Source organism: Paenibacillus sp. WC2504 (assembly GCF_052682475.1).
The window spans coordinates 5,590,561-5,606,632 of sequence record NZ_JBQZFH010000001.1; the positions used below are offsets into that span (position 1 = coordinate 5,590,561).

The 16,072-nt window shown below is 43.3% G+C and carries 14 protein-coding genes; all 14 read right to left on the reverse strand.

The genetic code is table 11. From position 1 onward, the window contains the following. Window positions 1-2: 2 nt before the first annotated feature. Window positions 3-788, reverse strand: a complete 786-nt coding sequence (locus tag ACUN27_RS25075) for a WecB/TagA/CpsF family glycosyltransferase (protein ID WP_315948719.1) — start codon at window positions 786-788, stop codon at window positions 3-5. Then, window positions 788-2,128, reverse strand: coding sequence for an O-antigen ligase family protein (locus ACUN27_RS25080; protein ID WP_315948717.1), 1,341 nt, complete (start codon window positions 2,126-2,128; stop codon window positions 788-790). The genes ACUN27_RS25075 and ACUN27_RS25080 overlap by 1 nt, the downstream gene beginning before the upstream one ends. 8 nt (window positions 2,129-2,136) lie before the next feature. Then, window positions 2,137-3,072 (reverse strand): glycosyltransferase, encoded by a 936-nt coding sequence (locus tag ACUN27_RS25085; protein WP_445559733.1) that lies wholly within the window; start codon window positions 3,070-3,072, stop codon window positions 2,137-2,139. A gap of 24 nt (window positions 3,073-3,096) precedes the next feature. Next, a complete protein-coding gene (locus tag ACUN27_RS25090; RefSeq protein ID WP_326061558.1) occupies window positions 3,097-3,780 on the reverse strand; it encodes a sugar transferase in 684 nt (227 codons plus the stop codon). Continuing rightward, window positions 3,749-4,687 carry a UTP--glucose-1-phosphate uridylyltransferase GalU gene (gene galU, locus ACUN27_RS25095; RefSeq protein WP_315948713.1) on the reverse strand — a complete coding sequence of 313 codons (939 nt, stop codon included), beginning with the start codon at window positions 4,685-4,687 and terminating at the stop codon, window positions 3,749-3,751. Before galU ends, ACUN27_RS25090 begins: the two co-directional genes overlap by 32 nt. A gap of 31 nt (window positions 4,688-4,718) precedes the next feature. Further along, the gene (locus ACUN27_RS25100; RefSeq protein ID WP_315948711.1) at window positions 4,719-5,360 is read right to left on the reverse strand and encodes a CpsD/CapB family tyrosine-protein kinase; all 642 of its coding nucleotides are present in this window, start codon (window positions 5,358-5,360) and stop codon (window positions 4,719-4,721) included. After that, window positions 5,344-6,087, reverse strand: coding sequence for a YveK family protein (locus ACUN27_RS25105; RefSeq protein WP_326061557.1), 744 nt, complete (start codon window positions 6,085-6,087; stop codon window positions 5,344-5,346). Before ACUN27_RS25105 ends, ACUN27_RS25100 begins: the two co-directional genes overlap by 17 nt. 386 nt (window positions 6,088-6,473) lie before the next feature. After that, entirely contained in the window at window positions 6,474-7,094 is a 621-nt protein-coding gene (locus ACUN27_RS25110; protein ID WP_315948707.1) for a response regulator transcription factor, read from the reverse strand. A 47-nt stretch (window positions 7,095-7,141) separates the two neighbouring features. After that, window positions 7,142-8,803 (reverse strand): sensor histidine kinase, encoded by a 1,662-nt coding sequence (locus tag ACUN27_RS25115; RefSeq protein ID WP_315948705.1) that lies wholly within the window; start codon window positions 8,801-8,803, stop codon window positions 7,142-7,144. Window positions 8,804-9,252: 449 nt separating this feature from the next. After that, the gene (locus tag ACUN27_RS25120; RefSeq protein ID WP_315948703.1) at window positions 9,253-10,092 is read right to left on the reverse strand and encodes a carbohydrate ABC transporter permease; all 840 of its coding nucleotides are present in this window, start codon (window positions 10,090-10,092) and stop codon (window positions 9,253-9,255) included. A gap of 14 nt (window positions 10,093-10,106) precedes the next feature. Beyond that, window positions 10,107-11,009 (reverse strand): carbohydrate ABC transporter permease, encoded by a 903-nt coding sequence (locus tag ACUN27_RS25125; protein ID WP_326061556.1) that lies wholly within the window; start codon window positions 11,007-11,009, stop codon window positions 10,107-10,109. A gap of 180 nt (window positions 11,010-11,189) precedes the next feature. Next, complete coding sequence (locus tag ACUN27_RS25130) at window positions 11,190-12,509, reverse strand: ABC transporter substrate-binding protein (RefSeq protein ID WP_326061555.1); 1,320 nt, start codon at window positions 12,507-12,509, stop codon at window positions 11,190-11,192. 103 nt (window positions 12,510-12,612) lie between these two features. Beyond that, entirely contained in the window at window positions 12,613-14,220 is a 1,608-nt protein-coding gene (locus ACUN27_RS25135; protein ID WP_326061554.1) for a response regulator, read from the reverse strand. Then, a complete protein-coding gene (locus ACUN27_RS25140; RefSeq protein WP_445559734.1) occupies window positions 14,213-16,051 on the reverse strand; it encodes a cache domain-containing sensor histidine kinase in 1,839 nt (612 codons plus the stop codon). The genes ACUN27_RS25135 and ACUN27_RS25140 overlap by 8 nt, the downstream gene beginning before the upstream one ends. Window positions 16,052-16,072: the final 21 nt, after the last annotated feature.

The window sequence follows — 16,072 nt, forward strand, 5'->3', positions numbered from 1 at the left end:
AATCATCCACTATTGACTCCCGTCCCCTCCCGTTTCAGCTTGAACTGCTTAACAACCTCGCGCCATAGCAGAACTGCAAACATCGCATCGTGTACCAAGTAACGCTTCCACAGCCGCCGAGGTTCTTGCACAAGCCGCCAAAACCATTCAAACCCTGTTCTCTGCATAATGTTCGGGGCTCGCTTGACGGTGCCCGAAAGGAAATCGAAGGTTGCGCCTACACCAATTGAAATCGGCACTTTATATTGGAGATAGTTTTGATATATCCATTTTTCTTGTTTCGGTGCGCCAACGCCGACAAACACGATATCTGGCTGCGCATCAATCAGCATTTGAACAATACGCTCATTCTCATCCTTTTTCTTCTCGAATCCATAAGAAGGTGAGTAGCAGCCCACGATGTTCAAATTTGGAAATACGAGCTTCAGATTCTTAACTGCTTGTTCTGGAATTCCGGCCGCTGACCCTAAGAAGAAAAGCTTATATTGGCGTTCCGCGAAAGCTTCCCCTAATTTTGCGAACAAATCAGATCCGGACACCTTTTGCTTGAGCGGTTTACGAAGCATCTTCGATGCCCAAATAATTGGCATGCCATCCGCCACAATCGCACCCGCATCTGAATATACCTTTTGAAACTCAGCATCTTTTCTGAGCTTAATTAGATGATCGACATTGCAGGTTAAAATGTAAGAATGATTATTCTGGCGAATGACCTCATCCATATAAGCAAGCAAGTCCAGAAAGTCATAGTTATCAAAATGAACATCGAACATAGTCACTCTACTCATCAGATCAACTCTTCTTTTTTCGAATTTGTCGTCGAGAGAATATACAAACCATTCAAATACCAGCAAAAAGGAATGATGAATTGAATCGTGGATAATGTATTATCCGACAAGGAATACAGAAAGAATGCCAGAATGAATGCTGCATAATAAATTTTAATTCGCTGTGGAATGACGCGATAAATCATTCGAAATAACACAAGCAGCGATAGAAACAGCAGGATGCAGCCTATATAACCGGAATCATAATAGAAGCGGATATATTCGTTATGCGGAACCACAAAACCGACGTACAAACTGCCGTCGTTCGCGACAGTAACTGCGCCAAGGCCTCTTCCTGTCATCGGAGAGTCTTTCACTCCCTTTAGAAAGTAGTTCCACGCCTCCGTCCTTCCGGATAAATCGATGCCCGTGCCCGTCTGGCGTTCAAAGGAGCGCTTCGTCATATTGTCCCACTGCAGATACACGGCTCCGCCAATTAAGGCTATGGAACAGACCAACGGGATTAATAAGATGAGCTTTCCTTTGATATACTGCTTCACCATATCGAAGAAATAGTACCCCGCCATAGCCAGCATGGCGAGTATTGGTCCTCTGGTTCCCGTAGCGATCAGAATCGCAAAGTTGGCAGCCAATGTACAATACAAGAATTTCGCATTCTGCGGATTACGTTTGGTTTCAATTAAAGCAACGGTGATCCCAAGAAAAGCTAACATCGCCAAATGAGGTGCGATATTCGCCCCTTGTATTCGGATGGCTCCCGTGAACTCTACATTGAGAAATGAATACAAATGAACCAACTGAAGGACTGCCCCAGTCACTACGCTTACCACTGGGAGCAAACAGATGATCCGGATATGCTTTTCCGCTGTTTCCTTTTTCCATTTGATCATGAGAAAAAAGAAGGGAAGCGCGAGTCCGATGAAGGCTTTCAAGGTAATAGAAAGCGTCAATCTCGGATGCCATTCTGAGAAAAAGAGTGTAATGAACAACATGCCAGCAATTGCTACTATGGGGTATATGAACTTCATTCGAAGTCCATTTTGCAGCATGCTGGGAACTAATAGAATGAGAATCCCTAGCTTGTAAAGGGAAAGGATCTCCAGCCCTGGGAAATTCGCCTCAACAATGTAGTTGATCGATATGGCGGTTGAAAGCAGGACCATGTAACTCATTTTTTCCGGTTGGTAAATGGCATAGATGCACATGAAAATTACGGCCAACGCCAACATACTGATTATAGGCTGATAAACAGCCGCTACCCCCATAATCACTGCAAGCAGGACATAGAACGCAGCATAGTACATCGGTTTTTTGAGCTGTATTGGAAAAACCTGCGTCATCCGTATCCTCACCCTGTCAAGCGCATTTTCACACGACTACGCATCGTGAGCAATGTGCCTTTTATACTTTGCATCCGGCAAGCAATGAGTAATTTTTCACCTTCTGTATGTGCAAACAAGGCATTAACAGCAATGTAGAGTACCCTGCAAGCAACATTAACGAGAAGCGCTATTTTACTCATAAATCCTTTGTGCATCGAACCGTTCGTAATCCCTTGATAATAATAACGCTGCTTGATCCAGTCTTTCGTTAAGCGATTGTCGGGGATGAAGTGATCCACGACCATGGAAGGATGATAAAGGATCGTCTTTCTTTCCTGTTTCATTTGTTCGAAGAGCCAAGACTCCTCACCGGACAGCAAGAGCGTTCCCTTTCTTCCAAGGTCGGTTGGAAACAAATAAGTATCATGAAACGTTTTGCGAACAGCCATATTCGCTCCGAAGGGATGCTTATTTATCGGATATTCATGAACGTCTTCTCCCCGATCTACAATCGTATAAGGAAGTTCAAGCGATTTGATCAGCCATGCCGGTCTCTCGCTTTCGAACTTCGGACGAATCATGCCACCTATGGCATACACATCATGCCGATGATCAAAGGTGTCCACAATCGTGCGAATCCATTCCAAACAAGGAACCGCATCATCATCGAGATACGCGATAAACTCGCCATTTGCTTCTTGTATGCCTCTATTTCGCGCAGCCGACAGTCCTTGCGTTTGTTCAAATAGATAGCGAACACGCAGCCCCCCCGCTTGTCGAAGGGCAAATGACTCGGAGATCTCTCGCGTGTGATCCGTGGAATTGTTATCCACAATAAGAATCTCAGCCATATCTATTGCAGTTAATGCAGGCAGTGCGTCCAGTGTGATCTGAAGCAAATCCGCGCGATTATAGGTACAGATGATAATTGATACCCTTGGTTTTGGCTGATCATGCACCATTGCGGTACTCCTTTTCTACTTTTTTTAAAACGCGTCTTTGGAACCAAGAAGGACCGATACGGTTTTCATAATAATTTTCAAATCATAGAAAATGCTGCGATTACGAATATAAGTCAAATCAAGCTCGACCATTTGCTCAAAGCTTAGATTGCTTCTGCCGCTTACTTGCCATAAACCCGTGCAGCCAGGTGTGACAGCCAAGCGTTTCTTGTCATAGGTGGTGTACTCTTTCACTTCACTTGGCAAAGCCGGTCTAGGACCAACCAAGCTCATATCACCGATGAGTACGTTCCACAATTGCGGCAGCTCATCAATGCTCGTTTTGCGAAGCACTCGGCCGACGCGAGTCACGCGAGGATCATTTTTCATTTTGAACATCGCGCCTTCGACTTCATTTTGGCTCATTAACTGCTGCTTTAATGCTTCGGCGTTAGCCACCATAGAACGGAATTTATACATCGGAAACAAAGTTTCATCTTTGCCAACCCTATTTTGCTTGAAGAAAACGGAACCGTCCGGATCTTCCAGCTTGATCCAAACTGCAACTACGATAAACAAAGGCATCAAGAAAATAAGACCTGCTAAAGAAAGAACAATATCTAGCGTACGCTTCATAACGGAATAGGAAGTTACGCTCTTTCTTTCCTGCAATCTCGTAGCAGCCGGATAATAGTACTCATATTCCTCCTGCAGTTCTCGCAAGCTCATAATCGTCACCTCCCAAGTGTTCTAAGATAGGTGCATATTTCTCCTTAACAAGCAGTGAAGCCATCGCATCAAGCACATCTAACCGAAGATCTTTGCTCTCTAGTGCGAAAGCCATTGTGGTAAGAATATAACCAAGTCGTTCACCCACATCATAACGGATACCGTCAAAATGATAAGCAAGAACACGTTCTATTTTATTAAGCTTCTGAATCGCGTCTGTCAGCTGAATTTCTCCGCCGGCGCCTTTTTCCTGAAGCTCCAAAAATTCAAAGATTTTAGGAGAGAACACATATCTCCCCATAATGGCAAGATTGGAAGGTGCTGTGCCTAATTTAGGTTTTTCAATAAAGTCTTTCACTTGATAGAGGCGATTATCTTGCTCGCCAGGATCAATGATACCGTAACGATTCGTTAGTTCTGGCGGTACTTTTTGAACGCCAATGACGGAATTTTCTGATAATTCATATTGTTGAATGAGTTGTTTTAAGCAGGGTACCTTCCCTGTGACAATATCATCGCCCAGCAGTACAGCGAAGGGTTCATTTCCGATGAACCTTCTTGCACACCAGACCGCATGCCCCAGTCCCTTGGGTTCTTTTTGACGAATATAATGAATTTCTACCTTGGATGAACGCTGAACTTCTTTCAAGAGCTCCAGCTTCCCCGTTTCCATCAGCTTGTTCTCAAGCTCGAAAGCATTATCGAAATGATCTTCGATGGCTCTCTTTCCTTTACCGGTGACGATAATAATATCTTCGATTCCGGATTCGATGGCTTCTTCCACGATGTATTGAATAGTTGGTTTGTTGATGATTGGGAGCATCTCTTTGGGCATCGCCTTCGTGGCGGGTAGAAATCTCGTTCCTAACCCCGCAGCCGGAATAATTGCTTTCTTGACCGTCTTCATCCTTCTCATCCTCCTAAGCGTACATATTCAATTATTGGTTGAAAACCATACCTAGCATGCGGGCTCCTGATTGTTCGAGCTGTGTTCTTGCTTGTTTTGCCCATTCCCGCTTAGTTTTACCGTTCCTTGTGACCAGCAGTACGCCATCACTGTACTCCGAGAGCAAACTTGCATCTGTATAATCAAGCGTTGACGGTGAATCGATAAGGATCACTTCATATCGCTGCTTCAGTTGGTTCATCAGATTCAACATCTGGGAGGAACCTACCAACTCCGACGGATTAATCGGTTGACCGCCGGCAGCGATCAGATCAAGTCCCATGATTCCTGTCGGTGTGATGACATCGTCGATAGCAAGCCCTTTTTGGAAAAATTGGAGCAAGCCTTTTGTATTATTCATACCAAACAGTTTATGCAGCGCTGGCTGGCGCAAGTTGCCATCAATGATCACAACAGACTTGCCTTCCTGCGCATACGTTACGGCAAGATTAGCAAGCGTCGTCGTCTTGCCTTCTTGCGACTTGGGCGAGGCCATCATCAGCACCATTCCCAACCCTTGATCAGCGGGTGCAATCTTCTTAAAGCGCACCGCCGTTCGTAAAGAGCGATAGGATTCGGAAACCGGTGAAATCGGATCTAATTCCGTCACAAGCACATTACTTAGCTGTAACATACGTCTGTTCCCCTACCTCTCTGCTTATCGCTTTGGAAGCTTTTGTTGCTTTGCCTTTCTTTATCGTTCCGATGGAAGCAAGAACGGGTAAGTCCACAATGAACTCAGCCTCTTTTTCAGAGCGAATCGTATCATTGATATTTTCAAAAAAGAAAAACACACCGATAGCTGCCATCGCTGATAACACAAAGCTCAACGCCAGGTTAATTACGATACTAGCGTTCGCCGGCAAAGGTTTCACAGCTGGATCTGAACTGGAAAGTATTTTGACATTGTTCATATTCATCAAGGACGGTACTTCGCTCATGAATGTATCCGCAAGTGTTTTCGTCATCGCGACGGCTTTCTCATAACTAGGATCTTCCATCTCGATTTTAATAATTTGCGTTTTATCCGTTGAGCTTACCTTCAAGTTCTTCAACAGCTCTTTCTGCGTCATACCGAATTCCGGGTGATCGGTCAGAAGCTTCTGAATAATCTGATCCGATTTAATGATTTCCTTGTAGCTCTCAACTAAATTCATGTTCATCGATACATCATTCAGATCTATTTTCTCTTCACTCTTAAACGTACTGCTTACCAAAACTTGTGTATTCGCCTTGTAAACAGGCTCAACAAATGTTTTGCTGACATAGAAGGTTGTCAGGCACGAGAGAAGAACGAACAACGCAATCATCCACAGCTTTTTGCGAATGAGTACAAAGTAATCCAAGATCGATTTCTCCATGGTTCCCTCCCGAAAAAATAGTTGATAAATCAAGAAATACAGTCTTGCTTTTAATAAAACTTTCAGTTAAGATGTTTGTAATGAAAGCGTTTTATTCTTCTCATCCCCACCTATCGAAACGACATTCAATCACTCCTTTTATACAGAGCATTCTACAATCACTATTCGACGGTGATAACTAGCATGCAAGCTAGCTGAAGCACTCTACCAAATGGAATGAAGAATGCCGCTTTTTGTCATTTAATTGGTTATAGTCAAATACTAAATGAATTCCCAAAATTATGATATTACTCGAAATTATAATTTTTGGGTCTATTTGGTGTATCCACCCTTACCTATATGTAATAAAGCGATGGTATACTTTCGAACCATATGGCTGCGAAGACTCACTGAAAACCGCTGACTAATCCTTTGGACTGCGCTAACAATGCTGCTTGCGTACGATCGTTGACACACAGCTTATTTAGAATTTGGCTCACATGTTTCTTAACGGTAAACTCCGTCACCATTAGTTTCTTAGCCATACCTTGATTGGATAAACCTTCTCCTAGACCAATCAACACTTCCCGCTCTTTCGGCGTTAACTTGCTGAAGCTGTCTTCTTCCTCTTTCTTAAACAACATTTCCATGAGACCTGGATCAAAATACTTTTTCCCTTTGAAAATCAATTTAATAGCCAAAAGCAGCTCTTCTGGAAGCGCTTCTTTGAGTACATAACCATCCGCACCCACAGCCTCTGCTTTTCTTACATCCTGCTCCAACGTCGATGAAGTCAAAATGATGCTTCGGCAAGGTGTATCCTTAATATTCTCCACCACTTCAAGACCAGAGCGATTCCCTAACTTTAGATCCACAATAGCCAAATCCGGTTTTGTTTCCTTGATTAGCTCCAATGCTTGCTCCACCGTCTCCGATTCACCAGAAATTTCGATGTTTGCTTCAAGCTTTAGCACAGCTGACAATCCTCTACGCACCAACGGATGATCATCTACGATAACAACTTTCAAAGTTCCACCTGCTTTCGTTTGAATGGGAATAGCCTACTTGACCTTGTTTAGCCCATCATCTCAAGTTCATTGAGCTCCTTGTTGTCCTGTGGTTGAAATGGGATGGTCAGTTGAATATGAGTACCTTTTCCTTGTGTGCTCTGAATACTAATGGTTCCACCGAGTGACTGGACGAGCAGTTCCATGTTATTAACGCCTAGACCAACTGCTTTAGGATCTGACAATCGTTCTTTTACACTGAAGCCAATTCCGTTATCCAAAACGGAAAGACTCACCTCATCCGGCTTAATACGGAGCTCAACCTTGATGAGTGTGCTGCGCCCATGGCGAATGGCATTACCCGTGGATTCTGAAATAATACGAAACAAAGCCTTTTGATAATTCACATGCAGACGATGATCATCGCCGGTTACATGCAAATTCACTTTCACTGCATGCAGCTTGGACACGCTGTCCAGATGTGATTTGACGGTCGTAATCCAAAAATCACCGCCATTTTTTCTGGAACTGAGACTATAAATCGTCGAACGAAGTTCTTGCGAAGCGGCTACGGAAGACTCTTGAATGAGTTGCAGCTGCTCTTTGATCTGATCTCTCGAAATCTCTTTCCACTTGCGGCTCAGCGAATGCACGGCATAAACAATTCCGAAAATGTACTGCGAAACACTATCATGCATCTCATCGGCAATCCGATTCTGTTCCTCGATAATCATCAACTGATTTTCGATTCGTTCCAGTTGGTGCCTTTCCAGAATGACTGAGCAAAGCTCGGATAGAAAACCAAGCTGTTGAATATACATCTGCCTGCCTTCCTCGTAGCTGGCAGGCTCAATCTTAACGCCCATGACTCCCCAGAACCGGGTCGACGATCTGATTGGCATCACAAGAAAGTCACCATATTCCGCCAGACTCATCAGCCTGCTGGATTCGAGCCTTCTAAGCTCGGCTTCTTGCATGTCAAAAGCTTCGGAAAGGGATGTTTCAATACCAATTGGCAAGACACCTTGTGTAATCAGTTGATCAGGTTTGGCATGCCCATTGACATCCCAGAAAAAAGACATCTTCAGCTTGGTCAACTTTAAAGCAAACTCAGCAAAAATAATTTTCAAGTTCTCAGAGTCACTATGAGTTGCTGCCTCTACAATTTGATAGAGTGACTTCATATGCTCCATCGTTTCATTGGTTCGAGCGTTCGCAATCTCAAGACGATTTTTAACACCGGCCAATAATTGAATGGTGAGCGTCATAAACAACAACATCAGGTAAAACCGATTTTCACTTAGCAGCATACTGCCAAGTGTCTCCATTTGCCCGTTCGTAAAAAAATAGGAAAAAGCCGTAATAAACAAAAAGTAACTTAGCATCATGAACCAGCAATAGGCAGAGGAAAGATAACTGGCAGCCATCCAAGCGGGGTTGAAAACACACCACAGAAACGGACTGTCCATACCGCCGCTTAGAAGATGGAGGACCATCATTCCCGTCATTTCCAAGCCTACGGTTATTTTAATTGTGCGAGAGGCTTTGCCGCTTTGGGTGTACATGTCTGTAATCCACGTAGCAAAGATGAACAACACGAGGATGATGCCTATTTTGACACCTAGCGGGGGACCACGATCCTCAATCGCATACACTAGTGAGGTCCCAGCCAGCGAAATAAACCGGTACAAGTAAAAGACCCTACTCTCACCTGAGAACATCTTTCTCATCTGCGTAATCATCCTTTAACCGATATTTGTATTTGGCTCCTTCAACAATACCCATGTTTACCATAATCATAACAGTTAAATTCTTACAGTCAAAAGAGCACTACATGACTATATAATTCGCTATTTTTGTAGTTTTCTGTCTTTATCAATGATAGAATATCCAATTTCAGGAGTTACGATCTATACGTTTGATCATTTAGACCTAACCATTTGTCGGAAAAAAATGTCAACCGGATTGGAATGACCAAATAAAAATTCATCCTTTTGCACCATAAAATTCCTGTGAAAATTTCAAAAAAGACAAAAGAGTTAAGCCGTGTTAGCGCTTAACTCTCTGCTTTAGTGCTTATTGTCGATAACATGCCTAAGAAACGCCGTGTTCTTCATTCAAAAGTGCCCCATTTTGTAATAATATGTTGCGAAATTCTTGCCTTTCGACGTGAATGTGCCTATCCTTTTACTCCCGAGCTAGCAATTCCCTCAACAAACCACCGTTGAAAGAAAGCGACAAGTATAATGAGCGGAAGCAGCGAGGAAACCGAAGCCGCCATAATTGCTGTATAGTTCGTCGTGTTCTCATCCACAAAATTAGTCAGAGCAAGCGGCAGCGTGTAGAGGGAATTAGTCCGCAGGAAAATAAGCGGTCCCTCGTATTCGTTCCAGTGCCACGTGAAACTAAGAATAAGAAGTGATACTAAAGCGGGCTTCGTTAAAGGAAGACAAATCTGCAAATACGTCCGAAAAATACTGGCACCATCGACTTTCGAAGCTTCCAGCAATTCGTTCGGCAGCGTGCTGAAGAACTGTCTCATAATGAAAGTCCCCAGTACCGAAAACAGACCCGGCAGAATGATTGCCGCATGGGTATTTACCAAATGCAATTTATCAAACAGAATAAACCTTGGCACCAGCAGAATCTGTGTAGGAATAATCATTGTTGACAAGTAGATAAGAAACAGCGCTTCTTTCCCTTTAAAGTTCAGCTTTGCGAACGCGAAACCAGCCATGGAACTTGTCACCAGCGTACCCAGCACGGTCAAACAAGTGATTTTAATTGAATTCCAATAGTATTCGTAGAAAGGATGTTTCCCTGCCCAAACTTCTAGATAGCTATCAAAATGAATCACGTGCGGAATCCATTCAATCGGCACTTTAAAAATCTCGGACTGCAGCTTGAACGATGCTGAAAGCATCCATAAGAACGGCGCAATCATCACAATTCCGAGCCCTGTGAAAATGATCGTTAATACCGTCTTCGTCATGATTTTACGTACGGATAAAGCCCCCATGATTTCACCTCCTTTTAGAATTGATCCTGCCATTTTTTCTGACCTTTCCATTGGATCATCGTTATGATGAAAATAATGATAAACAGTATCCAAGACATCGCCGCTGCATAACCAACCTTATAGTATTGAAAGGCTTGAACATAAATGTAATAAGACAGCACCATGGTAGAGTTCAACGGCCCGCCTTTTGTCATAACGGAAACGGCAGCAAACACCTGGAATGTAGAAATAACCAGTGTCACGGCAATAAGAAAGCTCGTGGGCTTCAACATGGGCATCGTAATATTGAAAAACTGCCTAAACTTTGTCGCGCCATCAATATCTGCTGCCTCGTACAAGTCTTTGGATATGCCCTGAATCCCAGCCATGTACAAGACCATCGTATACCCCGTGTACGTCCAAATCACCATAATCATGATTGCAGGCAGTGCCCAATGCTGACTTGCAAGCCAGCCCGGAAGCTGCTGAATGCCTAACGATTTTAGAAATTGGTTAATAGGCCCTTGCGTCGGGTTATACAGTACACTCCATACAATCGAAATCGCTACGATGCTGCTCACATACGGCAAGAAAAAGAGTACGCGAAGGAAATTTTTAAGATACACAAATTGATTTAGAATGACCGCTATGATTAAGCCCAACAGCATCGCTGCCGGCACCGTTATACCGGTGAAAATAACGTTATTCTCTAGTGACTTCCAGAAAAGTTCATCATGAACAAGTTGAATGAAATTGTCTACCCAAACCCACTGAATGCCTGCCATTCCTTGCAAATAGTCCCAATCCATAAACACCATCATTAAACTGATGATCAGCGGGACAAGAATAAACACAAGTACCCCTATAAAGTTAGGCAAAATAAATAAATATCCAGCCAAATTATCTCTATATTGATGTTTCTGATATCCTTTTTTCACGGCTTGACCCACTCCTTTCTTTTATTGTTTTCATTGTAGTGAAAAGGGGAATCCAGCTGAATGGTCGAAACTTGGCGTTTTCCGTCTTATTCTGCGATATCTATAATAAAACCGGATGGAACAAAAAAAAACCTGCAAGCTCTTGAATAAAGAGTTTGCAGGTCTTCTATTAGAATGGCCTTACTTCTTATCGGCTTGTATGGCTTGGTCAGCCCGTTTTTGCATCGTTTCGAGCGTCTTATCAATGGATTGTTGGTTCATAAAATACTTTTCTGCTTCTTCTTTCGTTATGGAGGTGATTTGTGGGAATGCGACCGCTTTCTCACGAACGGCAAAGGTGTAGTTCGCTTTCAATACGTTAGCTAGGGAGTCTTGATCGATGATGTCTTTATTGTCTCCAACAATCATTTGTGTGACCTGCGTCATATCCGCTTTTTTATTCGTCGGAATACGCCCGCCTGGAACCATATCCATGTTGCCCTCAGTCAAGTACCAAGAAATAAATTTAAAAGCAGCATCCTTATTAGCACTGTTCTTGTTAATCGACATGAAATCGTTCATACCGCCGTTGTTTACGTTCGTTCCTTTTTCATATTGAGGAGCTGGAGCAAAAGCAACGGAGAAGTCCCTTGGCCATTTTGTTTTATCTTTCAAACTCCGCATCATCCATGCGCCACCATAAACCATAGAGGCTTTGCCAGTCAAAAGCTCGTTCGCCGGATCCAGTTTGTTTGCAAGTCCTTCGCCCCAACCAACCATATATCCTTTGTCGTAAAGAGCTTTTTGAATTTCTAGGCCTTTTTTCATAGCCGGATGATTGAAATTAGACAAACCGTCCTGTTTATAGAAAGAATCTTTCGGCTGGGAGGAAACAAGCGTGAATTTCCCGATCAACAGATCAGCCCCCGGTGTAATGAAACTACCTTTTCGATCGCCTTTGTTCAACTTCCCGGCAAGCGTCAAATAATCGTCCCAGGTCCAATCTGTCGGTACTTTTTCGCCGGCTTCGTCAAGTGCCTTCTTATTTAATACTACAAAATCCACATTCTTATAGGCTGGTAAGTAATGATACTGATCTTTGTACTTCAGAACATTATTGTTCCCAATCACGCCGTCCACTTCGAAGTTTTCCTTCTTAATCATATCGTCAAGCGGTACCGTCATCCCCGCATTTTCACGGCGGTACAAGTTATTCTCACCATAGCTAAAGAAAATATCAGGCGCATCGCTTTGCGTCATCAACGCCGTGTCCAACTTGGTATTACCTGAATCATCGTTAATATAACGAACGTATTCCACTTGAATGTCAGGATGTTCTTTGTTCCACTTCTCAACAACGGTCTTTGGACCGGTTTCCTCAGGAACTGCTCCCCAAACGACGAGCTTTACCGCTTTTTTGTCTGTTTTTACAACAGCGGTATCGTTCTTTGCCGCACAACCTGTCAATAACATAGATGCTGTTAGCATGACAGCAATTGACCCTTTATACCATTTATTCATGTCTATCCCCTCCTAAAGTTGTACAAGATCACTTGAACAGCTTCAGCGTAACAAATACCGAATTGTGAGAACATGGTGATTTCCTGCTAAAAACCCGACTTTTCTACGAAGCCGATTTGCCCAAATAGAGTTTTCGATACTCAAGTGGGTAAACACCCTCCATTTTCTTAAACAGCTTGCTGAAATAAGTCGAGTCCCCGTAACCGACCATTTCAGAGATCTCATAAATCTTATAGGCTTGGTCTTTAAGCAGCTCCCGAGCCCGAGACATACGGAGTCGGATCAGATAGTCCATAATGGTTTCGCTGGTTTCCTTTTTGAAAAGTACGCTTAAATAGTTTTCCGTAAAACCTGCTTTTTTCGCAAGCTCCGAAACCTTTAACGGTTGGTCAAACTGCTCTTTAATCGTATTGATCACAGCTTGAATTTCGGGGCGGTACTGCTGATTGGAAAACAGCCTGATTTGGTCCAGATACACAGGAAGCCAGCCATGAAACCAGAGGTATATATCTCGCATTCTCTCCAAGCTTCGCACCGCGTGATACGGGTACATCGCTCCATGAAGTGGAACGGAATAGAGGTCTCCCCCCAATTTCCGGGCAAATGCTTCTAATAAATGCACGAGATGAACCCATGCTTCCCTCATATGCTCTGGATTACTCTTTGGCCCTTTTCGAATAGCCTCGTAGCCCTCATCGAGTTTCTGCTGCAAACCAGCTGCATCCCTCTTCTCTACGAGCCGCTCCCAATCTTCATCAGACCAAGGCTTCTGAGGGGAGCCAGGCTCAACCGCCTGAATATGTTCAAAATAGATAAAAGCGCCTTCTCCTTCATAGAACCGATAAGAGAGCGCCTCGCTAGCCTGAATAAAACCTTGGTGGACATCCAAGATTTCTTGCACAGGCGCGGACACCCCTATGCTGATTGTAACTTCCAGAAAAGCTGCTACAGCTTCTTGAACCTCATGCAGCATGGAGTCCTGTAAATGATCAACGATGATAGAGTACTTGCCGTTCTCGATTTCGATCAGTTCACCTTCGCCATACTTCTTGAAAATTTCAGTCAATATATTGGCTACCGTAAAATGCAGCAGTCTTTCGCTTTGGAATTTGTTCTGTTCCACTACTTCGTTGTAATGGTCCAATTGAAAGTTCACAACATAAATCGGCGTTCGGTAAGGCCGAAGGTTAAACTCACGCATCACTTCTTCCACGTCACTGCGGGTGCTGTTTTGCTTCACAAGCAGTTCCCTGATGCGCTTTTCCCTAGCTTCTTTTCCATATTTGGTCATCTTATATTTGAGTTGTGAGTCTTCCATGGTTTTAACTGTTTCAAGTTCAATCGATTCCTTAAGTTGATTCAGTTTCTCTAGCAGCTCTTCAGGCTCTATCGTCAGCTTCAGAATATAATCGACCGCGCCTAAACGAAGCGCCTTCTGCACATACGCAAAATCGTTATGATTGGATAAAATCATGCATTTCGCTTGGGGTGCAACACTTTTCATCTCTTCTAGCAGCTGCAGTCCGTCACAATTTGGCATCCGGATATCTGTTAACACGATATGGCATTCCTGCTGTTTCAGAATATGTAGAGCCTCCACGCCATTGGCTGCTTCACCCACAAGCTCAAAGCCGTTCTGTTCCCATGGAATAATCGTTTTCAGTCCTACTCGTACCAGAAATTCATCATCTACGATGAGTACTCTAATCATCTCTGTTCGTCTCCTTATCTGCATGCCCCTGCACCGAAATAGCTGCTGGAACAGACTGCAGTGGTAACTTAACCGTTACCACCGTTCCTTCTCCAAGTAAGCTGTTCATCACAATCCCATACGCACTGCTAAAATGCATTTTGATCCGTTCGTTCACATTGTAAATACCAATCCCACGATACCTCGCATGATCTTGGCTAAGCTCTGTCCTGAGTTTCTCAAGTCGTTCTTCCGAAATTCCATTGCCGTTATCTGTAACTTTAATCAATAGGGCGTCATCCTCAATTGACGCACAGATTTCTATAAGTAACGGCATCTTCTGCCCGTGAATAATCGAGTTTTCTACAATCGGCTGTAAAATAAACTTTAAGACCGAAAATTGGTTAAGTTCATTAGGAATATGGAATTGAACACGTATGTTATCGTTAAATCGAATCTTCTGCAAATCAAGATACGACGCCAGATGCGTAATCTCATCTTCCAACGTGACAAACTCCTCGCCAACCTTCATCGTATACTGCAACAGCTTACCTAATTTCGTAATCATTTGACTCACATGTTTTGCGCCGGATAACATCGCCATCCATTTGATTGAATTGAGTGTATTAAACAAAAAATGCGGGTTGATTTGCGCTTGAAGCGTTTGAAGTTTTGCCTCCTCCTTGCGCTTTTGCTCTTCAGATAAGTTCATAATCAACTGTTGCAAGCGATCAATCATACGATTGAAATGATTACCCAGTATTGTAAACTCGTCTTTTCCCTCTATCGTCACGTAGGAGTGGAAGTCACCGCTTCCCAGCCGGTTCATGGACGAGACTAGTTGTTTCAGTGGTTTTGTTAACCGAATCATGAAATAAATAAACACCACTGTAAACAATACAAACCAACCAAATAACCAAAGCATGGACTGATTGCGGATTCCCCCAAGCTGATTCCATAACTGTGTTTGCGGAGTAAACTGTACAAGCTTCCAACCAAGCCGCGGGAATTGTTCCATACTGATCGCGTAATCCCGGATTGAAATCTCACTTTTCGCCGATCCAACCTGTTCATTTAATAGCAGCCGCTTGATCAGTACGTCCGTCTCTTCAAGCGTTAGCGGCGATTCCCCTCCAACTCGCTGATTTTTTTCATTCAGCAGCATGAAGCTGCTATGTTCTGTGTGCCAAGGCTGCTTTTTTACATTTAGAAAGACGGATGAAGGAATGCCGATAAATAGAACATTTGCCACCACGTTCGGGTTTCCTTGAATCGCTCTGCTAAGGGTAAAGTAAGATTCATTGGCACCAGCCAACTTTTGAATGGCACCCTCGTAAGGATACTTCCATACCGGCCAACCATTTTGGGCTTTCGTTTCCTTCAGCCAATCCTCATTTTCCACCTGTTTGAGCAATTGTGCCTGTTTGCCTAGGTCGTTAGGTTCAGACAAGGTTGTATGGATAAACCCACGGTTGTCGATCACCGCAATCACCGCACCGCTGTCGAGCAGAATATCCCGGACGTTACTAAGTCTTTGCTGTACAATATTATAACGTCTCAGGTCCTGATAGTTCGTGTTCCATTCTGTCCCTGCATCGAGAAACTGATTGAAATCAGGATCATTCATAATAAGATTCGATGCTTTTAGCATGCGCTCTGCTAAATCATTCATATTGATGGCTACTTGATGCAAAGCTTCTTGATTACTGCGTTGTATTCCTTTTTTTACCACAGAGCCGGATGATTGATAAAAGCTATATAAAATAGTTGTAGCCGGAATTATAATGAAGATAAAAAAAGAGACTAGTATCTTTCCCCGAATGGATCGGAAAAGAAACGTAAATCCTTTCATTCTAGTACCTCCTATGAAAAT

Excerpts from the sequence above, each read along its gene's own strand:
- ACUN27_RS25075 (WP_315948719.1), bottom strand. The coding sequence starts at position 788 with ATGAGTAGAGTGACTATGTTCGATGTTCATTTTGATAACTATGACTTT.
- ACUN27_RS25080 (WP_315948717.1), bottom strand. The coding sequence starts at position 2,128 with ATGACGCAGGTTTTTCCAATACAGCTCAAAAAACCGATGTACTATGCT.
- ACUN27_RS25085 (WP_445559733.1), bottom strand. The coding sequence starts at position 3,072 with ATGGTGCATGATCAGCCAAAACCAAGGGTATCAATTATCATCTGTACC.
- ACUN27_RS25090 (WP_326061558.1), bottom strand. The coding sequence starts at position 3,780 with ATGAGCTTGCGAGAACTGCAGGAGGAATATGAGTACTATTATCCGGCT.
- galU (WP_315948713.1), bottom strand. The coding sequence starts at position 4,687 with ATGAAGACGGTCAAGAAAGCAATTATTCCGGCTGCGGGGTTAGGAACG.
- ACUN27_RS25100 (WP_315948711.1), bottom strand. The coding sequence starts at position 5,360 with ATGTTACAGCTAAGTAATGTGCTTGTGACGGAATTAGATCCGATTTCA.
- ACUN27_RS25105 (WP_326061557.1), bottom strand. The coding sequence starts at position 6,087 with ATGGAGAAATCGATCTTGGATTACTTTGTACTCATTCGCAAAAAGCTG.
- ACUN27_RS25115 (WP_315948705.1), bottom strand. The coding sequence starts at position 8,803 with ATGAGAAAGATGTTCTCAGGTGAGAGTAGGGTCTTTTACTTGTACCGG.
- ACUN27_RS25120 (WP_315948703.1), bottom strand. The coding sequence starts at position 10,092 with ATGGGGGCTTTATCCGTACGTAAAATCATGACGAAGACGGTATTAACG.
- ACUN27_RS25130 (WP_326061555.1), bottom strand. The coding sequence starts at position 12,509 with ATGAATAAATGGTATAAAGGGTCAATTGCTGTCATGCTAACAGCATCT.
- ACUN27_RS25135 (WP_326061554.1), bottom strand. The coding sequence starts at position 14,220 with ATGATTAGAGTACTCATCGTAGATGATGAATTTCTGGTACGAGTAGGA.
- ACUN27_RS25140 (WP_445559734.1), bottom strand. The coding sequence starts at position 16,051 with ATGAAAGGATTTACGTTTCTTTTCCGATCCATTCGGGGAAAGATACTA.